The 19,869-nt window shown below is 43.1% G+C and carries 12 protein-coding genes; 11 read left to right on the forward strand and 1 reads right to left on the reverse strand.

Annotated elements, in window-relative coordinates:
* The 3 genes from BW980_RS18960 to BW980_RS18970 are packed head-to-tail and all read left to right on the forward strand — an operon-like array spanning position 1 to position 3,312.
* On the forward strand, positions 1-780 hold the full coding sequence (locus BW980_RS18960; protein ID WP_076456734.1) for an enoyl-CoA hydratase/isomerase family protein: 780 nt from the start codon (positions 1-3) through the stop codon (positions 778-780).
* Positions 781-801: 21 nt separating this feature from the next.
* Entirely contained in the window at positions 802-2,259 is a 1,458-nt protein-coding gene (locus tag BW980_RS18965; protein WP_076456735.1) for an aldehyde dehydrogenase family protein, read from the forward strand.
* Between the two features lie 24 nt (positions 2,260-2,283).
* Positions 2,284-3,312: an L-rhamnose/proton symporter RhaT gene (locus tag BW980_RS18970; RefSeq protein WP_076456736.1), complete on the forward strand. Its 1,029-nt coding sequence runs from the start codon at positions 2,284-2,286 to the stop codon at positions 3,310-3,312.
* A gap of 337 nt (positions 3,313-3,649) precedes the next feature.
* Here the strand turns inward: BW980_RS18970 and BW980_RS18975 are convergent, their stop codons facing one another.
* Positions 3,650-4,558: an AraC family transcriptional regulator gene (locus BW980_RS18975; RefSeq protein ID WP_083690538.1), complete on the reverse strand. Its 909-nt coding sequence runs from the start codon at positions 4,556-4,558 to the stop codon at positions 3,650-3,652.
* 35 nt (positions 4,559-4,593) lie between these two features.
* On the opposite strand from BW980_RS18975, the gene BW980_RS22670 reads away from it, so the two are divergent.
* From BW980_RS22670 to BW980_RS19015, 8 genes are all read left to right on the forward strand, one after another.
* Positions 4,594-4,734 (forward strand): hypothetical protein, encoded by a 141-nt coding sequence (locus tag BW980_RS22670; RefSeq protein ID WP_175609922.1) that lies wholly within the window; start codon positions 4,594-4,596, stop codon positions 4,732-4,734.
* A gap of 34 nt (positions 4,735-4,768) precedes the next feature.
* Positions 4,769-8,077 (forward strand): DUF5107 domain-containing protein, encoded by a 3,309-nt coding sequence (locus BW980_RS18980; protein WP_076456738.1) that lies wholly within the window; start codon positions 4,769-4,771, stop codon positions 8,075-8,077.
* 23 nt (positions 8,078-8,100) lie between these two features.
* Positions 8,101-8,679, forward strand: a complete 579-nt coding sequence (locus BW980_RS18985) for an RNA polymerase sigma-70 factor (protein WP_083690539.1) — start codon at positions 8,101-8,103, stop codon at positions 8,677-8,679.
* Between the two features lie 318 nt (positions 8,680-8,997).
* Positions 8,998-10,038 carry a FecR family protein gene (locus BW980_RS18990; protein ID WP_076456739.1) on the forward strand — a complete coding sequence of 347 codons (1,041 nt, stop codon included), beginning with the start codon at positions 8,998-9,000 and terminating at the stop codon, positions 10,036-10,038.
* Between the two features lie 148 nt (positions 10,039-10,186).
* Positions 10,187-13,729: a TonB-dependent receptor gene (locus BW980_RS18995; protein WP_076456740.1), complete on the forward strand. Its 3,543-nt coding sequence runs from the start codon at positions 10,187-10,189 to the stop codon at positions 13,727-13,729.
* Positions 13,730-13,741: 12 nt separating this feature from the next.
* A complete protein-coding gene (locus BW980_RS19000) occupies positions 13,742-15,337 on the forward strand; it encodes a RagB/SusD family nutrient uptake outer membrane protein (protein ID WP_076456741.1) in 1,596 nt (531 codons plus the stop codon).
* Positions 15,338-15,426: 89 nt separating this feature from the next.
* Positions 15,427-17,352, forward strand: a complete 1,926-nt coding sequence (locus BW980_RS19005) for a glycoside hydrolase family 97 protein (protein WP_083690540.1) — start codon at positions 15,427-15,429, stop codon at positions 17,350-17,352.
* A gap of 623 nt (positions 17,353-17,975) precedes the next feature.
* A complete protein-coding gene (locus BW980_RS19015) occupies positions 17,976-19,841 on the forward strand; it encodes an FISUMP domain-containing protein (protein ID WP_076456743.1) in 1,866 nt (621 codons plus the stop codon).
* Positions 19,842-19,869: the final 28 nt, after the last annotated feature.

Here is a 19,869-nt window from a genome sequence, read left to right on the forward strand (position 1 = left end):
ATGGAAGTAGGGGAAGAGATATTGATTAAAAAAGAATCGGGTGTAGCTATTATAAGTTTAAATAGGCCCAAGGCAAACAGTTATTATCAAGGCTTTTTGGAAGTGTTGGGCCATGCGATTATAGAGGCTGGTAACGATGATGCCATAAAAGTGATATTGATAAACAGCACTTCCGAAAAATTCTTTTGCGCAGGGGCCGATATTAAAATATTTGGCACGAATACTACGGAACGGAATGTCGAAATGGTAAAGGCGGCCCGTGCCGTTTCCGATGCCATTACAACAAGTAATAAGATCGTTGTAGCGGCGGTAAGTGGTCATGTTTTAGGGGGAGGATTGGAAATGATCATGGCCTGTGATATACGTTTGGCGGCCGAAGGTGATTATTTGATCGGTTTACCCGAAGTGAAATTGGGCTTGATGCCCGGCAATGGCGGAACGCCACGTCTGATCGATTTAATAGGGGCAAGTAGGGCCATGGAGCTATTGCTTACCGGAAACTCCATTTCACCTCAAAAAGCATATGATTTTGGTTTGTTCAACCAATTATATACAAAAGGGGAGTTCGAACAGAAAGTAATGGCCTATGTAAACAGTTTGGCCCTCGGGCCGGGAGAAGCAATGGCGGCCATTAAACATTATGTACAAAAACATAAAGGAATGACATGGCAAGAATCACTCAATTACGAAACACAATGTGTGGATTCTTTGTACGATACCTTTGATGCCAAAGAGGGATTTCAGGCATTTATAGAGAAAAGGGTCCCTAAATTTAAGTAAAGTCTTAAAAAAACAATACGAATGGAACAAGATGTAAAACATTATAGGTGTTATATCAATGGGGAATGGCTAGATGCTGCAAGTCGAGAAAAGATTGAAGTTGAAAATCCTGCAAACAACAAGGTGTACGCTACGGTCACAGCCTGTAATTCCGATGATGCCCAATACGCCTTGGAAACTTCTGAAAAAGCGGGATTTGAATGGAAATTATTGCCGGCTCAAACTAGGGCGAATTATATCTACGCCATTGCCGACCGCTTAAAGTTGGAGCGTGAGCATTTTGCGAAACTCTTGGTTTGTGAACAGGGCAAAACGTATGGGGAAGCTTTAGGGGAAGTTGATGATACCATTCGCTATATGACCTATAGTGCGGAAGCGGCCCGTAGAATTCAAGGGGCCGTTTTTCCGTCGGATAGCCCCAATGAACGCTTGACCATTTATAAGGTTCCTTATGGTGTTACCGTGGCATTATGTGCCTTTAACTACCCTTTGGCCTTGATTGGACGTAAATTAGGACCGGCCCTCGCTACGGGAAATACGATTATCTTAAAACCCCACGAATTGACACCGACAACGGCCTCGGAGTTTTGTCGTTTGGTGGATGAAGCCGGTCTGCCTAAGGGGGTCGTTAATATGGTTTCGACCAAAAATACGGAAGTCGCGTCGTTATTGGTAGAAAGTCCTATTACCAAGCTTATCAGTCTCACCGGAAGCACCAATGCCGGAAGGGCCATGTATCGTGCCGCCGCAAACAATATTACCGGCTTGATCTTGGAACTGGGCGGTAAGGCTCCTTTTATCGTCTGTGAAGATGCGAATATCGACAAAGCCGTAGAGGCGGCAGTTATTTCACGTTACGCCAATTGCGGTCAGGTTTGTATCTGTAACGAAATGGTAATGGTGGATGAAAAAATCGCAGATGAATTTACCGAAAAATTGGTAAAAAGGGTTAGGCAGATCAAAACCGGAAATCCCTTTGAGGCAACTGTCGATATGGGCCCCAACGTTAGTACCCATGGTTTGGAGAGGGTAGATCAATTGGTTAAGGATAATATCGCCGAAGGGGCCGAATTGGTCTTGGGCGGTAAAAGACCGGAAGGTGCCCAGTTTGAAACGGGTAATTGGTATGAGCCAACAGTTCTGATCAACGTTAAAAATGGTGATGCTACCACAAAACATGAGTTGTTTGCGCCTGTTCTGCCCATTATGAAGGTTTCGGGCTTTGATGAGGCCTTGGCATATTCCAATGCAAGGGAAGAAGGCCTATCCGCTTATTTGTATTCCAACGATTATAGAACGCATCAGAAAGCGATAGATCAGTTGCAGGTGGGTACCATATTTATCAATAAGCATATTGTAGGCTATATTCAAGGTTATCATTCAGGACATAAAACGTCAGGTACGGGCGGGGAAGATGGCGTGTACGGTATAGAAGATCACTTGCAAAAAAGAACGGTCTATCTAGATTATGCGAATTAGACTTCCGATAAAAAATAAAAAGATATGTTACTAGCTTTTTTTTGGGTGCTCTTAGCGGCTATTATGCTGGGTTTTTACGCTTTTCCAAGTAAATATGTTAAGGGCTATGGCGTAGAAAATCTTTGGGGTAGTTTTTGGCTCTTTGCCATGATTATCGTTCCGGTCTTGGCCTCGTTTATTCTAGTGAACGGCTTGGGTGAGACCTTCGCCCAAGTTCCAAGCTCGGTTTTTGTCGGTATTTTCTTTTTAAGCATGCTCTGGGGCATAGGCAATTTGCTCTGGGGAATCAGTATTTCTAAAATTGGAATGGCTTTGGGCTTTTCCTTGTTGATAGGCGTAGCTACTTTGGTGGGGTCTATGCTTCCCTTTTTTATGGGGAATTTGGATCAGTTGAATACGACTGCGGGTCGGGTCATCGTTTTGGGAATCTTTATTATTATGGGGGGCATTGTCCTGAACGGGAAGGCAGGGCTCTTAAGGGAAGCCAACGCCGATACGGCGAGTGATACAAGTTCTTCAAAACATATGAAGACCGGAATAATCATGTGTATTGTAGGCGGTATTTGTGCGGCAGGGTTTAACCTGTCTTATCATGTGGCCGATACTATAGGGCAAATAGGAAGGATTTCTCAAGAACAATTTGGAAATGAACCGTGGATTGCTAGGCTGGCAGTAATGTTACCGTCTTTTATCGGAAGTGGAGTGGTTACCGTACTGTATTTTGCGTATAAGCTGAACCAAAGCAAGTCGTGGCATAAGTTCGCATCCCCATCGAGTAGGAAGAATATACTCTTGATTGTTGTGATGGCCCTTGTATATGTCGCATCCTTGCTCATTTACGGTCTAGGGGCTTATAGTTTAGGAGCTTTGGGTACGTCGGTCGGTTTTGCCGTGTTTCAAACGGGCTGTATTATGATAGCTAATATATTGGGCTTGTTTTCTGGAGAATGGACCAATGCGGGAAAACGAAGCAAATATTTTCTGTATTCAGGCCTATTGGTAATGACATTGGGCATTACGGTAATTGCCTATGGGAATTTTATTTCCTATTAAACCTTGGTAGGATGGTGTTGGTACGGGAAGGCAACGATGTATAGGGCGGATATCATAAAATTGGTTTCAAGCCTAAACCACAGGCTGTAACTTATGGAATACGAGAGTAGGGTAAACTTTGCTTTATGATGGCTAAGTTTTTATATCGACAGTAGGATGTAAAAACTAAAAGGAGTGCAACTCAACGATACACTCCTTTTATAAACTAACAAAAACTAACTCAAACGTGGTAAGACTAAGCGCATGAGATGCGCTCTTTGACCTTCCGTTAAGTTATATCCTATTCTTTTGCGATTCCCCTATCCAAAATAATTTTAATTATTTTGGAAGGCCTGTACTAATGGCCCTTATCGTTTAAATGCGTGAGGGGAGAACCTAGATTATCTCGATATGCCGATGGTGATTTCCCCATTACACGCTTAAAAACCCGGGTGAAATAGTAAGGGTCGTCATAGCCGATGTCAATGGCTATTTCATTGATCCGTAGGCTGCTGAAATCTAAAAGGTGGCAGGCGCGTTGCATTTTTAAGTAGATAAAATGCTCAATAGGAGTATGGGAAGTCTTCTTTTTGAAAAGAAGGCAGAAATGTGAAACGGAAAGACCCGAAGAGGAGGCGATTTCTGCAATGCTGAGTTTTTTTCGGATGTTTTCCTTCATATAGGTAATAGCCATAGAAATAGGGTCATTGTTCAACGATGTCTTGGTCTGCGTAAAAAGCGAATGGTATTTGAACGAACCGAGAAGGTTGATAAGCAGTACACTGCTGTATTCGAGATTGTTCAATGAATTTCCTGCTTCAAGGGTGTAATAAATTTCCTCAAAAAGAAGGGCCCTTTCCCCAAGTCTACTATTCGGTGATTTAATTAAGGTCCTCGGGTACACAAAGGGGTTGATGAAATGATCCGTGTTTTCTCCGTTAAAGTGTATCCAATAGATAGTCCAAGGGTCATTAAAATCGGCACCGTACTTGTGCGGACAATTTTTAGGTATGACGGAGAACTGATTTTTGGTGAGTATGTGCCGGTCTCCATCGATTTCTATCCAGCCCTTTCCTTGGGCGCAAAAAATAAGAATATATTCAGAACACCCTTTGGGCCTTTCACGATAGTGAAATTGTGCCTTAGGGAAATAACCGACGTCTGTCACATATAAGCCCCTTGTAAATTGGTTTTTTCTTAAAATTTTGAGTGATTTTTTGTGTATCACTAACATCTTCTGACCGGTGAAGGCATCTTTCTTTTTCATGATACTAATATAGTAATAAGAAAATAATCCATTAAATGAAGAGCATAATCTATTTTATGAAGCCCTATCAGCGAATACATTTGTTCTATATCGAAGTGGTAGTATCGCTTGGTGGTATGATTATGGCCGATTTCGGTATTCTAATAAATTCCTTGTCGTATAAAGAATCAGCCTAATTGATATTTGAAAAGGGCTAAATGAAATGATGTAATGAGCGTAAAAGTCTGGAGCGAAAAAATAATGATTCCTACCTATGAAATCGGAACTGCCGAAAAGAACCCCATTTTTCTTGAAAAAAGGGTGTATCAAGGCAGTAGCGGAAAAGTATACCCCTATCCGGTAGTCGAGAAAATAAGTGACGAAAAGGTCGAAAAGGAATGGTTGGCCTGTTTTCTCGAAAACGATTTTTTAAAAATTATGATTTTGCCCGAATTGGGAGGACGTGTACAAATGGCCTACGATAAAGTAAAAAAACGCCATTTTGTATATTATAACGAGGTGATAAAACCGGCATTGGTCGGACTTACCGGGCCTTGGATTTCGGGAGGTATCGAATTTAACTGGCCACAGCATCATCGTCCTTCTACCTACCTTCCCGTTGATTATAGCATTGCCGAAAATGATGATCGGAGCAAAACGGTTTGGTGCAGTGAAATGGAGCGGATGTCAGGAACCAAGGGCATGGCCGGCTTTACCTTGCATCCCGATAAGGCCTATTTAGAAATTAAGGTAAGCCTCTATAACCGCACCGATAGGCCACAAACATTTTTATGGTGGGCCAATCCGGCAGTGGCGGTCAATGATGACTATCAGTCTGTTTTTCCTCCCGATGTTACCGCCGTATTCGATCACGGTAAACGCGATGTTTCCGAATTTCCGATTGCCAAAGGGGTCTATTATAAGTTTGATTATTCCCCGGGTACCGATATTTCGAGATACGCGAATATTCCCGTACCTACATCGTACATGGCCATGAAATCGGATTACAATTTTGTCGGGGGCTACGAAAACGATTCTAAGGGAGGCCTGCTACACGTGGCCAATCACCATATTTCCCCTGGAAAAAAACAATGGACTTGGGGTAATGGGGACTTTGGCAAGGCATGGGACAGAAACCTTACCGATGCCAATGGCCCTTATATTGAACTGATGTGTGGCGTCTATACCGATAACCAACCCGATTTTACATGGCTGAAGCCTTACGAGGAAAAATCGTTTTCACAGTACTTTATGCCGTACCAAGATCTGGGCGTGGTGAAGAATGCATCAAAAGATGCGATGTTGAACCTCGAATTCGAAGAAGGTAAGGCCCTTGTCAAGGCATACACCACTGCGGTCTATAGCAAGGCTACCGTACGACTTAAGTGTAAAGAAGAGGTTCTCTTAGAGGAAAAATATGACTTTAGGCCGGGCCGATCGTATGCCTCGGAGCTTAGTATCGATCCCAATCTGTCACAACCTGACTTTGAACTTTCGATCCTATTGGAGAACGGAAGCGTTCTGTTAGATTGGAGGCCGGAAAAAGAAGCTGACAATACCATTCCCGAGCCGGCGCAGGCGGCTCGGGAACCTAAGGATATAGAAACAAATGAGGAGCTGTTTTTGAACGGACTTCATTTGGAGCAATATCGGCATGCCACTTATGATCCCCTGCCGTACTACCGAGAGGCATTGGAGCGCGACCCGGGCGATATCCGTTGTAATAATGCCATGGGCCTATGGTTAATGGGGAAAGGAAAGTTTGGGAAGGCAGAACCCTACTTTTTAAAGGCTTACAACAGGCAGATAGACCGCAACCCCAATCCTTTGGATGGGGAGCCTCTTTTTAATCTAGGGCTTTCGCTGTCTTACCAAGGCAAGTACGCCGAAGCCTATGACGCTTTTTATAAGTCGGTTTGGGACGTTTCCTTTATGGATCCAGGGTATTTTCAGCTGTCACTCCTTGATTGTATGAAGCAAGATTGGGTTGCGGCCTTAGATACCGTAGACCGATCATTGCTACGCAATTGGCATAATCACAAAGCGCGCCACTTAAAGGTGGCCGTACTCCGAAAGCAAGGGGAAACCGAACAGGCCCTATTGCTTATCGAAGAATCCTTATCCAAAGACCTTTTCAATTTCGGATTGTATTTTGAAAAGTACCTTATGGGGAACCAAGGGGCTAAAGAAGAACTGATCGAGCTCATGCGCAACGATATTCATAATTATATCGAAATTTCGTTGGATTATGCCCGGGCCGGTTTGTTCGATGAGGCCGTAGCCCTGATAGGGTTAGGGGTCTCCCACTGCGAACCTCACTATCCGATGGCACTGTACTTTAAAGCCTGGTTTTTGACTAGGTCAGGGAAAGATAGCGCTGCCCTTGAAACCATAAAAGTTGCCGAGAAGGCGCTTCCCGATTATTGCTTCCCGCACCGTTTGGAAGCTGTTCTGGCCCTTGAATCGGCTATAGATGTCTATCCTGAATGTGCCAAGGCTCCTTACTACTTAGGTAATTTTTGGTATAACGCCCTCCAGTACGACGATGCTATTTCGTGTTGGGAAAACTCGGTCAAGAACGACCCTTCTTTTCCAACGGTACATAGAAACCTGGCCTTGGCCTATTACAATAAAAGGGGCGATTTCGATAAGGCCCTTGAATCTATGGAGATGGCTTTTAAATTAGATCCCAACGATGCCCGAATTTTTATGGAGCGTGATCAACTCTATAAACGGCTGAACAAATCGGTGGCATTTCGGTTTGAAAATTTTGAGAAATATCCACATTTGGTATTGCTTCGGGATGACCTGTATATTGAAAAAGCCTACCTCTTGATCATAGAAAGGAAATATAGGCAGGCCTACGAATGGATTATGGAAAGGAAGTTCCATCCATGGGAAGGGGGGGAAGGCAAGGTGACCAAAGCCTATACATCGAGTCTGATAGGTATGGCGCGCGAGGCCTTTGTAAAAAAGGATTTTAAGGCCGCCATGGAAAGTTTGGAAAAGGCGAGAACCTATCCGCATAACCTTGGTGAAGGTAAACTACCGGGGGCCCATGAGAACGAAATCGACTACTGGTACGGCTGTGCCCTTGAAGGGCTTGGCCATATTGAAAAAGCCAATTTGTTTTGGGGGAAGGCCGCTTCGGGTGTCAGCGAGCCAATGGCGGTATGGTTCTACAATGATCAGCCACCTGAAACTATTTTTTATCAGGGCCTTGCCTTGATAAAACTGAAAAAGCAAAAAGAAGCTCTAAAGCGTTTTGGAAAACTGATTTCTTACGGGGAGGCCCACCTTGCCGATGAGGTTAAAATCGACTATTTCGCGGTTTCCCTTCCCGATTTGATGATTTGGGATGAAAACCTTGACCTAAGGAATAAAATGCACTGCCAATATTTAATGGCCTTAGGCTATAAAGGTATTGAGGGAGGAAGAAAGTTGGCAGAAGAACTCTTTGAAAAAGTCATGGCCCATACAAATGTCACTTTAGACATGGCCGCCATTATGGAAATCGATTATCCAATACAAACGAATTAAGCGCACCACCAAAAATAGAAAGTATGAGCACTTTAAAAATAGTGGAAGAATGTGATCAAGTTTCAGTAATCAACCTCAAACTCGGATGTGATGTGGCCTATAGGGAACTGTTCGACCGATATAATAAAAGGCTGTATTATTTTGCCTTGGGGTATTTAAAATCTCCCGTAGAGGCCGAGGGGGTGGTGCAAGATGTCTTTGCTAAAATTTGGGAAAAGAAGGAAAACCTCAAACCTGACAATTCCTTTAAGGCCTATATTTTTACAATTGCCTATAATTTGATCAAAAAAAACTTCATAAGACGGGGGCGTGTACGCGATTATTTGGCATCGGAAGGCGTGCAGCGAGGCTTTGACCTTTCTACCACGGATCAATTGGATTACAATTTTACCATGGAAAGGTTGAAAAACTTGGTAGCCAAAATGCCGAAGAGAAGGCAGGAGACATTTATTAAAAGCCGTTTTGAAGGCCTTCCCGTAAAGGATATTGCCGTAGAGATGGGAATAAGCCCTAAAACCGTTGAAAACCAGATTACCTTGGCCTTAAAATACCTTCGGGTACATCTGAACGGTATCGAAGAACAAAGGGCGCTGGAAATGTAGCAGGCCCAAGAAAAAGAAAGAACTTTTTAAAAGACTCCATAAGTTTTTGTTTAGGGTGTATATCCTTATTTACGTGGCTGGTAAGGTGCATAACTCCTTTTTGTTTCAAAGTTTAAAGCTGCTCGTACTGTAACCGAATACGGCCCGCCGGTCTTCAATTTTTACCTAAAAGGCATGGACTTGGGGTGCCCGCTCAACGGAATACTTCCATTTTCTTTAACAAAATTTAACGAAAACTTATTCTGGCATAGGGGAATAGGGACAATACGGGATATTACTTAATAGTAGTGCCTTTTTATTATTTCTAAAGCTTTTCCGATGAAGATGAAATTAGACGAAAAAAGAATTCTTGACTACTTCTCAGGAGAAGATACCCCTAAGGATAGAAAGTACATAGAGGCTCTTTTTGCGGATGCTGAACGGGAAGAAGAATTAAAAGAGCTACTGGCACGACATTGGGAAGCCTTTTCCCAAGATGATAATTATCCCGACAGAAACCTAGGGCATCTGTTTCAAAGACCAATGGTCAAGCCGGGTTGTATAGGAGGTAAAAATATATCCGACGTCTTTCGGAAAATATGGATGGCCTATGCACGTGTTGCGGCGATGTTGGTATTGCCATTGGGACTACTGTATCTAATATACACAAATGGGCAAAAAGAAAACGTCCTCGATCAAGTTTCTTCTATTCGTATAAATGCCCCCTTGGGGTCAAAACTTCAATTTACTTTGCCCGATGGAAGCACAGGTTGGCTGAATAGTGGCTCGACCCTTACTTATCCACCGCAATTTGGAGATACCCGTGATGTCTATTTGGTAGGGGAGGCATGGTTCGATGTGAAGAAGAATAAACACAGGCCCTTTAATGTGGTGACCCCTGATGTAGATATTTCCGTTTTGGGCACAAAGTTCAACGTAGTGGCCTATAAGGGAGAAAAAACCGATGTCGTCTTAGAATCGGGAAAGGTTTTGTTAAAGCCTAAAGGTGATCAAAAGGAATTGTCAATGGAGCCCAGTGAAAGGGTAATTATCGATGCGAAGACGAACAGTGTGAGTCGCTCGAACATTGTAGGCGACAATAAATTTTCGAGTTGGAAGGATGGCAAATTGGTCTTTCGGAACGATTCGATGGAAGAGGTGGCAAAGCGGTTGAGCCGATGGTACAATATTGATGTTGCCATAGAAAACCATAAAGGAAAAGATTTGAGGTTGAGAGCGGTATTTGTAGACGAGGATATCGAGGAGGTATTACGGCTCTTAAAAATGAGTTTCCCAATAGACTATCATATCGAAGATCGAAAAAAGGACGAAAGACACTTTCAATTTTCAAAGCGAAAGGTCAAAATCACGGTTCGATGATTAAAGAAAACCAACTAAACCAAAATTAAAAACGATGCCTATGGTATAACCTTAAAACAAAAAAAAACAGGAAAGTGGTTGCAACACATTCCTGTTATGACGATTAGAAGTCACAACCGAATTATAACTACTAAACTATTACAAAATTATGGAAAAAAAACCGAAACGAGGGGGAGCGGAAATGCTTACCCTGCGTAAAATTTTAAGAATCATGAGAATTACCTTTTTCTTGGTTATAGTTGCGATAAGCAGTGTTTTTGCGAACGATTCGTATGCACAGCACAAAAAGCTATCGCTAAAGATGACCGATGTGAGACTTGGTGAGGTTCTCGATAAAATAGAAAAGGAAAGTCAGTTTTACTTTTTGGCCAACCAAGAATCTATTGATCTTGAACGTCTAGTGGACATAGACGTAAGAAACCAGCCTATCAGTTCAATTCTTGACTTGGTCTTGGAGCATACGAACATCCGGTATACGGTGATTGAAAAACAGATTGTTCTGACCAACTCCGAAATTCAAAGGGTAGATGAACCCCATATATCGGCATTGGCGCAAAACGGCATTACCGCTGTACGACTTGTAAATACCATGGGTATGGGCGAGGGTGCATTTTACCAGGTAATCAGGGGAACCGTTATCGATGAAGGCGGACAACCATTGCCAGGGGTCAACGTTTTGGCTAAAGGTACGACTACGGGTACACAAACCGATTTTGACGGAAACTATTCGATAAACGTACCAAAGGGGGTAACTACCTTGGTGTTTTCCTTTATCGGACTTAAGTCACAAGAAATCGCAATAGACGGAAAAACGGTGGTTAATGTTACCATGGTCGAAGATGCTACTGCCTTGGATGAAGTGGTGCTTGTGGGGTATGGAGCGGTAAAGAGAAGTGACTTGACCGGATCAGTAGCTTCAATCAGTAGTAAAGACATAAGTGAGATCCCGACCAATACGGTCAGTAACCTTTTGCAAGGTAGGGCCGCCGGTGTTCAGGTTACAACAGGAGATGGCTCACCAGGTGGTGGAATCAACATTAGAATACGAGGTACCAGTACGATTACGGGATCTACGGAACCCCTTTATATTGTAGATGGCTTCCCGGTGAACAGTGATAACGATGACCTCTATGTTTCAGGAGGTTTGAACGAAGGTGGCGGAGCCGGTAACGATACGAACAAGGTTCGTCCCAATGCGCTATCCTTTATCAACCCTAACGACATTGCCAATATCGAAATATTGAAAGATGCCGCAGCTACCGCTATTTATGGAAGTAGAGGTGCCAACGGGGTAGTTTTGATTACCACTAAGAGAGGTAATATCGGAAAGACAAAACTGAACTTGAACTATTCTACGGGGGTCCAGACCATAATCCGTAAAATAGAAACATTAGATGGCCCGGAATATGTAAGAAGGTATACCGAACGTGAAATCAATGGGGGCGTTGCACCACAAAATGTAAGGTTCAATGGTTCCGATAAATATCATCCGGTGGCCGAAGATGCCAAGACCTTTAACTATCAAGACCTTATTTATCGTCCTGCCATTACCCAAGACATAGCACTGGCTTTTACGGGAGGTAATGAAAAAACAAAATATTTGCTTTCTGGTAAATATGTGGATCAACAGGGGATTATGGTAGAGTCCGGTTATAGGGATGCCCAGATTAGGGTGAACCTTGACCAAAAATTGGGCGACTTTATAGATGTAAAAACAAATCTATTATTGAGTAGGTCGATAAATAAAAGAGTGCCAGCTGGTGCAGGGTTCAATTACAACACGGTAACCTATGCTTTGGGGCAGGCACCTATTCATGACCCGGAATGGTTCGATGAGTCTACCGGACTTTGGTATACGGATTCGAAGGTGAGTCAACAGTACACCAATCCATTGAAGATTTTACAGGATATCGATGATCAAATATTCACCAATAGACTTTTGGGTAATGTACAGGCCGATTTTAGACTAACAAAATCATTGACCTTTACCGGGAGTGCCGGTATAGATTATTCCGATGCAACAAGAAAATTCTATCAGAAAAGAACCTTGACCTATTTTGATTCACCTGTGCCAAATGGACAGGCAAGAATCAATGGGGTAGAGGCCGTTCGCACCAATACCAATGGTTATTTTACTTGGACCAATAGTTTTGGCGACCATAATCTAAATGTGGTAGGTGGGGTTGAATTAATATCCCAAACAATATCTAACCTCAATGTAAGTATTGAAGATTTTGCGACCGATGAATTGGGTACCGAAAACCTAGGTGGGGGTAATATTGAAACCGCAGGTTTGAGTAATGGTAAACGAAAGTGGCAAACCGTTGGCTTTTTCGGAAGGATGAACTATGATTTTAAAAGTAAGTACTACGCCAGTGTTAACGTAAGACAAGATGGCTCGTCTGTATTTGGGGCATCGAATAAATGGGGATTCTTTCCTTCCTTGGCCTTGGCATGGCGCCCGACCGAAGAAGATTTTCTAAAAGACCAAGATGTCGTTTCCAACTTAAAACTAAGGGCGAGTATCGGTCAGACCGGTAATGGCTCGCTTGACCCCTATAGTGCCATTGGCCTATGGACCATTGGTGGAACCTATAGCTATGACGATCAAATCGTAAATAGGGTCAACCTGTCAAGAATATCGAATCCTGATTTGAAATGGGAGACGACTACCCAATACAATGTTGGTCTAGATGCGCGTTTCTTGAACGGAAAACTTGGTTTTACTTTCGATTATTATTTAAAGGATACCGAAGATTTGATCCTGCCTGTAGTTATACCTAAAAGTACCGGCTTCGATTCTTCCATTCAGAACTTGGGCGAATTGCGCAATACGGGATTGGAATTTGGTATAGACGCCGTCCTTGCCTCAACTGAGGACTTTTCATGGAACATTAATGCAAACGTATCCCACATTGAATCTAAAGCTACCAATGTAGGTGAGGGAACGAATATCGACCCCAACACACAAGAGCCTTATATTGAAGTAGCCAAATGGAACAGAAGGGGTGGGCCGCGTTTATACGAAGGACAGCCTGCCGGACAGATTTACGGATATGTAATTGAAGGGGTATTCAGAGACCAGTCACAAGCGGACAACTGGCCTGTAGATATGGACCCTCAAAGAAACTTGCATCAAGAAGGTTTCTATATTTACAAGGATATTAATGGAGATGGTATAATTACCGATGCCGACCAAGAATCTTTGGGAACGGGACAACCTGATTATATTTTTGGGGTTACCAACCGTTTCAAATACAAAGCTTTCGATCTATCCTTGTTCTTACAGGGAACCACTGGTTCCGATATCGTGATGTTTTACTCGGGTGATGTGGACAAGGCTATCAATTCTGATTTTTGGACTCCTGATAATAGGGACGCCTTGGTTGCTGTCAATAGTAGTGCCAATAATAGTAGAAAAGGGTTGACGTTCGACAATAGACAAATACAGGACGGCAGTTACCTTCGTCTAAAGAACATTCGTTTAGGGTATACTTTTCCCGATGATATCGGTCTGTTAAGTGGACTGAACATTTATCTCAATGCTTCCAACTTAATTACGCTTACGACTTACGACGGTTACAATCCCGATGTGAATTCAGGTGGGGGAGAAGCCTTTAGTGAAGGTTTTGACGCTGGGGTTTATCCGCTTTCTAGGACATATACGTTGGGCTTGAATTTTAACTTTTAAAAGGACGAAAAGATGAAAAAGATATATATAAACACCATTTTAATTTTAAGTCTTCTTTTTGCTTCGACCTCTTGTGAGGACTATCTGGAAGAAGAGGTATACAATTCTTTTGGCGATACCGATTTTCCTACGGAAGCCACAATAGAGACCATGGTCAATTCGGCCCACCATTTTATGGGTATGTTGGTGGTTTTTAACCATCGTATGTTTTGGGCGACGGAATTTCCAACGCCGGTTTTTCAATATAGTTTCAGGGCAGTACATCCAAGGAACAACCTCTCTACATGGAGTTGGAACAACGAGTTCGGTGATCCGGCATACTTCGATATTATGGAACGCCTTTGGGATGTGGTGAGGATGTCTAACGATATCATCGAAAAAGCCCCCCAAATTGAAATGGAAGACGCCGGACGACAAGCGGAGATTGTTGCCGAGGCTAAATTCCTTAGAGGTATGGCCTATTTCTATGCTGTACGTCTATGGGGCGGAATGCCAATTGTAGATAAGCCACAGACCCTAACGGACGACTTGTTTCCGGCTAGGGCCAGTATTGAAGAAACCTATGCCTTCTTAATCCAAGATTTTAAGGATGCCGCAGCGGTATTGCCTACAAGAAGTGAATATACCAATAGAGGTTTCAACGAGGGGCATATAACTAAGGGAACGGCCCAAGGTATGCTGGCAAAGGCCTATATCACAATGGGCGGAGCTCCTTTGAACGACCGGTCGAATTTAGAGGAAGCCAAAACCTTATTGGAAAAGGTTATACAATCCGGACAATACAGTTTGGTGCAATCGGATACCCCTTATAAGGACTTGTGGGATTGGCAGAATGAGAACAATTCTGAAATGATGTATTCTATTCAGAAAGAGGGCCTTGTGCAAAATTACAGGGGAATGTTCGGGTATATGACGCCAAATGATGCCACTGAAGGTATTTGGACCAGTGGTCAAGATTTCTCTAGAGGCTCGGCCTTAGACGGGGTAACCCCTGAATTCGCCAAGTGGTATGCCTCTCATGATTCAGGTCCGAGATATAAATGGACCATTGTAACGGAATATCAACTTTTAAACGACAAGCCACCTTTTAAGGCAGGCGATATCCTACACATGGAAGATGGGCCCCAGGCCCAAGCCTATCAAGGGAAATGGAGGGCCGTTGGCGCTGAATTGGACAACAACTTTTTCTGTCCTAACAATTTTCCTGTGTTACGCTATGCCGATATTTTATTATTGCATTCCGAAGTAACCAATGAATTGGGCGCAGCCGATTACACCGGCCTTAATGCCATTCGGGAAAGAGCTGGTTTGCCTGTTTTGTCAGGATTGTCCCAAGATGATTTCAGGGATGCCGTTTTTATCGAACGTGACTTGGAACTGACCTATGAGCAGAACATGCTTTTCGATATGAGGAGAAGAGGATTGGATTATACCAAGTCGAAATTAGAAGGCTTTTTTAATCCGAACCAGAACGAATCGGCACCTGGTGCCGGAGATGGTTATCCACAAGATTTCCAATTTTCGATAGAGCCACACCGAATGTTGTTTCCTTATCCACCAAGAGAGTTGCTCTCAAACCCTAACTTAGAGCAGAATCCTGGTTATTAATACTTTTTATCTTAGGGCAAATATGAGTGGTATCCGCTCATATTTGCTTTTTTTATTTCGTTCTTAACCATTAAACTAATCTTTAAACTATGCGCAAAAACAAATTCTTACGAAGACCAAAAAAACACCTAATACCTATATTTTCATTTTTTGCCTTCGTCTTATTATTTTCATGTTCGGGAGACAACAACACGGAGAGTGTGAACCTTACCAGTCCTGATAATAAATACAGCTTTACCTTCAATACGGGAAATGGAACATCGCCCTCGTACCAAATTAGTTTTGAAGGCCAAGAAGTAATTGCAAGTTCCGGTCTGGGGGTTCAAATGGAAAATGGAACGCAAGCAGTTTCGGCCATTGAAATAGAAGCGGTAGAGACCGATGAGGTCAACTCAAGTTGGAAGCCCGTCTATGGTGAAAAAAACAGCTATCCCGAAAATTATAAGGAATCACTCATCAAACTAAAGGGCGAAGGGGCTTTATACAATCTCCGCGTACGGGCATATAATGAAGGGGTTGCCTTCCGGTACGAGTTTAAGGAAGTAAAGGGTAGCATTGATAAAGAACTCACCGAATTTTCAGTGTCACCGACCGCTACGGCGTGGTCATCGGTAAGGGCACAGAGCGAGATTTCCAAAAGGAAGGTATCGGAACTAGATACGGTAGTGGAGCGCCCCTTGCTGGTACAACTCAAAGATTCATTGTTTACGGCCATCGGCGAAGCCGCACTAGTCGATTATGCGCGGATGAAACTTAGACGTGACCTCAATAAAAGCGGTACGCTGGTTTCAGAATTGAGCAGTAAGGTCGTATTGGGCAACACGGTTGACAAAACCCCATGGCGCTTTGTCATGGCGGCGAAAAGACCGGCACAACTATTAGAGAACAATTATTTATTGTTGAACCTGAACGAACCGAACAAGATAAGCGACACCTCATATATAAGACCGGGAAAAATCATACGGGAAACCACGCTTACAACCCAAGGCGGTATGGCCTGTGTAGATTTCGCGGTAAAACACAATTTACAGTATATCGAATTCGATGCCGGCTGGTACGGTAATGAATATGATGATGCCTCCGATGCGACTACGATTACGATTGACCCTAAAAGATCTAAGGGCCCCCTCGATTTATTGAATGTTATCGAGTATGCCAAAAGTAAAAACGTAGGCGTCGTTCTTTATGTGAACAGAAGGGCTTTGGAAAAACAATTGGATGAGGTTTTGCCCTTGTTGAAATCATGGGGCGTAAGTGGAATAAAATACGGATTTGTGAACGTAGGCCCGCAAGAATGGACCGTTTGGTTGCACGATGCCGTACGAAAAGCCGCGGAACACGAGCTTATGGTCGATATTCACGATGAGTACAGACCTACAGGATATTCGAGAACCTATCCCAACCTAATGACCCAAGAAGGAATCAGGGGAGATGAGGAATCACCCGAAAATGGAGAGGTCATAAGTACCATCTTTACGCGTATGATCGCCGGGGCCGGAGACCAGACCAATTGCTATTTCGCACCAAGGGTAGAAGAGAAAATGGGCAGTCATGCCTCGCAGTTGGCTAAGGCCGTTTGTATCTATAGTCCATGGCAATTTTTATACTGGTACGATAGGCCTGAGGGTTCTAAACCGGGAGAAGAAGGTGCCGGCGGTACAAAGGAATTTATACAGGAAGTGCCTGAATTGGCATGGTACGATGCCCTGCCTACTACTTGGGACGATACACGGGTATTGGACGGCTACCCTGGGGAATACGCCATAATCGCCCGTAAAAGTAACAATGATTGGTTTATTGGGGCTTTAAGCGGGTCGACCGGGAAGGATATTCGTATTGCATTAGATTTTCTTGATGCAGGAAAGGCATATGAGGCTACGCTATATTCGGATGATGCCAATAGCGATGCCCGTACCAAAGTAGCGATAGAAACGAGAAAAGTAAGTTCAAAAGATAGTATAAATCATACCCTGTTGGCCAAAAATGGATTGGCGGTCCATATTAGGGCATTATAATAAGTACAACTTCTTACATTTTATAAAAAAACGCTGTTATATACGGCGTTTTTTTTGTCCCATACGAAGCAATTGCCAATACCCCTTCTCTAGGTAAATTTACTATTCGGAAACATAAACGTGAAATTTTGGTTCTATCCACGGTCCATTTCTCAATCCTAATGGCGAAGTACAAAAAAGAAACCGTTCCTGAGATGGTCTTATTTGATATATAGGGTATGTTTTTTTCAAGCATGTATAGGGAAACAATTTGATTTAATAAATAATGTAATACATATCTTACATATTTATGAAGTTTTTAACCTTTAAATAAAACTTAATGTTTTGTGAACAATACGACCTCCTATTTCAGCGATTTTCTCCACCTAGAACAAAATATAACCTCAAACTGAAATATATATCCCCCCTGAAAATATAATCCAGCCGGTATATTTGGACGAGTTTACACTAAGAAAACAAGTTTCAGGATACCAATTTACCTACTGTGTTTCAAGATGGTAATGACTGTATAATCCGATGTCGTTCCATGATCCGAACGATTTTGATCTGTCTACTTAAAGTAAATCCACCAGTCCTTATTCGGCGAAAAGTTGAATACGATTTTTAACCAACCATTTGAAATTATGAAGTACATAGAAAAAGTTTTAATGGTCATAAGTTTTGTGTCCGTAATCACACTTCTCTCATGTAACAACGATGATGAAGAAACCATCGAGCTTAGCGATCCGCGTATAAGCTTGAAGTCACCCGGTGATAAGAGTGATGGAATTGACATTGCCCCCACCTTTTCTTGGGAAGCTACCGATCCAATGCAAAAATCGTTGAAGTACGATTTTTATTTGGGACTAGATAGCACAAAGCTTTTCTCCCAAGCCAGTAAATTGGAAGCCACGACTTATACCTTAACGGATTATAAGCTTCGTAAGGATAAAGTTTACTATTGGCAGGTGCATGCCGATAACGGCAGCGATAGGGCGGCCAGTGAGATTTGGAGTTTTAGTAGTATTCCTGCTCCGGATGCACCGGTTCTCGACGGCCCTTCCGATGACATCTTTGTACGTGACCAGCTAGAGTTTACATGGCAAGAGGTGGTTGCGGGTGAAGGGGAGGAGCTACAGTATCAGGTTTTCTTTGGAAAAACAAATCCTCCTAAGGAAAAGGTCGCTACCACAAAGGAACTGGCCTATTCCATGGACCCTATCGACCTTGAGGTCGGTGAGGTGTATTATTGGCAGGTCAAGGTTTCCGACCTTATAAATGATTCTGCAAGTGAAGTCCGTATGTTCAAAAAATTAAAACCAGGGGCACCCGACGAGCCTATGGCAACTTCTCCGGAACACAAAAGCGGACAATATTCGAGTAATATCACCCTTAAGTGGAATGAGGCCCCAGATCCTGAAAATGATGCGGTTACGTACACGGTTTTTCTCGATGAGGTTTCTCCCCCAAATGTAAAACTGGGCGAAAATATTTCTGCGACCCAGATTGATGCAGAAGGTTTGGAAATAAACAAACCCTACTACTGGCGTATTGAGGCTAGCGATCCCATGGGGAACACTACCGAATCTTCGGTATTCAGTTTTACTATTTTAAATGCTGGCGCCCCAGGGGCACCTATAGTTCAAGATCTTGCGGTAAACGGGGTCTTTTCTTTAGATGAATCGCTCGTATGGGCAAAAGCAGACGGGGCGGTGGCTTACGATGTCTATATAGATACGGTCTATCCGCCATTGAATAAAGTGGCCGATGGCCTTACGGAAACGGAGTATAAAGTACCAAATAGTGATATACCGAGTGATATAACGGATGTGAGGACTTACTACGCCGTAGTGGTTGCAAAAGATGCCGATGGCAATGAATCGAGCTCGGTGCCTTTACAGTTCACACCTCAAATGACAGGCTCCATTAGAGATGCTCGGGGCGATGAGGTAAACCATTACGAATGGGTAAGGGTAGGCACACAGGTTTGGATGTCGCAAAACTTGAGGGCAACCCGCTTTACCGATGGTGAAAAAATAAATCAACTAGGACTTAATGAATTGGTAAAAGATGACGTCAACGCTCTTTATTACAACGAACATCCCGCTGTGGACGGGTTTCCATCGAATTGGGTGAACACCTACGGTCGAGTGTATTCTTGGTGGGTGGTAGAAAGTGCCATTGCACCGGAAGGATGGCATGTTATGAAACCTTCGGATATAAATACATTAAAGGCGTATGCGGGTCATCCTAGAAACCTTTTAAGCGAATGGCATGACGGTGGGGCCAATATTTATGGACTCAATTATGAAACGGCAGGATGGCGCTATCCTTCATCGAACGACTTTGTTGAAGGCTTTAGGGTACCTCTAGAACAGTCAAGGGCCAATCTTTGGGTCAACAATGGAAACTACGGTGTTTGGGAGCTGAACGCGAGCTACAATAATACTTTCAGATATTTTGACTACCACTCAGGGATGATGTTCGGGATACGATTGGTAAAAGACTGATCTCAATTATAAAAGAAGCATTTTCAAA

The organism is Zobellia uliginosa, assembly GCF_900156625.1.
Classification (GTDB): domain Bacteria; phylum Bacteroidota; class Bacteroidia; order Flavobacteriales; family Flavobacteriaceae; genus Zobellia; species Zobellia uliginosa.